Below are 2,338 nucleotides of genomic sequence, written 5' to 3' on the forward strand. Positions count from 1 at the left end.
GGGCCGCGCCGCCTCCCGGCCTGGCCGACTGGCTGTCGACCCGGCCGGCGGTGGAGCTGGGCGCGTTGGGCCGCCTCGTGGTGTCCGGTGTGGTGCTGGTCCTGTTGTTGTTGGGCGTGCGCACGTGGCAGAGCCCCCGGATGCGCACGGTGGTCGGCGTCGTGTGGGACCTGGTGGCGTTCTGGCCGCGGCTGGCGCACCCGATCTGCCCGCCGCCCTACGGCGGTCGCGCCACGATCGAGCTGACCTCGCGCGCGGTCCGGTTGGCCGGGCACCACGACGTGGGCGCGGTGGTGCTGTCCGGGCACAGCCAGGGCAGCGTGGTGTGCTTCGCCGCGCTGTCGCTGCTGCGCCGGGAGAGCCAGCGGCCCGATCCGGCCGACGGCGAGCGCTACATCCGGCAGGCGGAGGCGGCGGCCGCGCTGCGCCGCGTCGGCCTGGTGACCTACGGCTCGCAGTTGCAGTGGGCGTACTCGCGGCTGTTCCCGCACTACCTGGGCCGCGCCGAGCTGGCCGGCCTGCACGACGAGCTGGGCGACCGGTGGTGGAACGTGCACCGGCTGACGGACCCGCTGGGCGGACCGCTGCAGGTGTGGCCGGAGACGGCCGAGGAGCGGGTGTTCGCGGAGCCGAAGCTGTGGGGCGTGCGCTGCGGGAACGACGTGCGGCTGCGCGACCCGGAGTTCCTCGACCCGGACCCGGACATGGTCGCCTCGCCGTTGCGCGGGCACGGCGACTACTACCACGACCCGGTGTTCGACGAGGTCGTGGCGCGGGTGGCGGACGCCGTCGTCGCACCGCGCAGCACCACGACCGTCGTGGTGAGCGGCCTGGCCCTGTCGGGCGAACCGTTCGGGTCGTGAGAGACGCTCGCCTTCGATGTGGTGAGGTGGGGTGACCCGACCACCAGGGAGGACCGCTCCAGTGATCATCCGCCGTGCCACCGCCGAGGACGTGCCCGCCATCGTCGCCATGCTCGCCGACGACGAGCTGGGCGCGTCGCGCGAGTCACCGGGCGACCTCGCCCCCTACCGGCGGGCGTTCGAGGCCATCGACGCCGCCGGGCACGAGGTGCTGGCGGTCGCGGAACGGGACGGCGAGGTCGTGGGCACGCTCCAGCTCACCGTGCTGCGCGGGCTGTCGCGGCGGGGCGCGTCACGGGCCCAGATCGAAGCCGTGCGGGTCGCGTCGGGTGCGCGCGGGCAGGGTCTGGGGGAGGAGCTGGTGCGGTGGGCGATCGACGAGGCGAAGGCCCGCGGCTGCGCGGTAGTGCAGCTCACGTCGGACAAGTCGCGGGTGGCCGCGCACCGCTTCTACCTCCGCCTCGGCTTCACCCGGTCGCACGAGGGCTTCAAGCTGCCGCTGTCGTGACGCGGAGTAGGTTTGCCGCGCAGATCCACTCGACCGGGAAGGCATGATGATCCCTGTCCTCGCGACCGCGTTGACGGTCGTGGCGCTCGTCGCGGCCCTGTGGTCGCTGGTGCTGGTCGTCACCGACCGGCCCGTCACGCTCGCCACCAAGCCCACCCTCGGCCTCGCCGCGGTCGTCGTGCTGCTGGAGGTCGGGCTGCTCGCGCAGGCGGTCGCGGGCGTGGTGAACCTGGTCTCCGCCGACCGGGGCGACCTGCACGTGGCCACGTTCGTCGGGTACCTGGTCGCCACGGTGGCGGTGCTGCCCGTCGGCGCGTTCTGGGCCCTGGGCGACCGGTCGCGGTGGGGCGCGGGCGTGCTGGCCGTGGCGTGCCTGAGCGTGCCGGTGATGATCCTGCGGCTGAACCAGGTCTGGGCCGCTCATGGCTGAGCGGTCCGAGGAGCTGAAGCGCACGACCCGGTCCGGACCCGGCCGGATGCTGATCGCGGTGTACGGCATCTTCGCCGTCGCGGCCACGGCCCGCTCGGCGGTGCAGCTGTCCACCCGGTTCGACCAGGCGCCGCTGGCCTACCTGCTGTCGGCGTTCGCTGCGGTCGTGTACGTGGTGGCCACGGCCGCCCTGGCCGGTGTGGTGTCGAGGCGGGTCGCGTACCTCGCGTGCGGCGTCGAGCTGGCCGGGGTGCTCCTGGTCGGCGCGGCGAGCCTGGCGTTCGCGGACGCGTTCCCGGACGCGACCGTCTGGTCGGACTTCGGCGGCGGCTACGGCTTCGTCCCGCTCGTGCTGCCGGTGCTCGGCCTGCTGTGGCTGCGGCACACGGGCCGTGGTCACGCGGGGCGGGACCACGCGGGCCAGGGGCACACGGGCCGGGGCCACGCGGGTCAGGGCCACGCGGGTCGGGGCGGCACCGGGCGCGGCGACGAGGGACTGCGGCACTCCGAACAGGACCGCTGAACCGAGCGGGCGCC

Annotated in this window: 2 protein-coding genes and 2 pseudogenes; all 4 read left to right on the forward strand. The window is 74.6% G+C overall.

Annotated elements, in window-relative coordinates; translation table 11 throughout:
• Positions 1-863: pseudogene (locus AB0G02_RS35670) on the forward strand (hypothetical protein); the annotation flags it as partial.
• 61 nt (positions 864-924) lie between these two features.
• Positions 925-1,371 carry a GNAT family N-acetyltransferase gene (locus AB0G02_RS35675; RefSeq protein WP_360803505.1) on the forward strand — a complete coding sequence of 149 codons (447 nt, stop codon included), beginning with the start codon at positions 925-927 and terminating at the stop codon, positions 1,369-1,371.
• Positions 1,372-1,417: 46 nt separating this feature from the next.
• Positions 1,418-1,801, forward strand: coding sequence for a hypothetical protein (locus AB0G02_RS35680; RefSeq protein WP_360803508.1), 384 nt, complete (start codon positions 1,418-1,420; stop codon positions 1,799-1,801).
• Positions 1,794-2,189: pseudogene (locus AB0G02_RS35685) on the forward strand (hypothetical protein); the annotation flags it as partial. The gene AB0G02_RS35680 and the pseudogene AB0G02_RS35685, both read left to right, overlap by 8 nt.
• Between the last annotated feature and the right edge of the window lie 149 nt (positions 2,190-2,338).

This window comes from Actinosynnema sp. NPDC023658 (genome assembly GCF_040639995.1).
Taxonomy (GTDB): Bacteria; Actinomycetota; Actinomycetes; order Mycobacteriales; family Pseudonocardiaceae; genus Actinosynnema.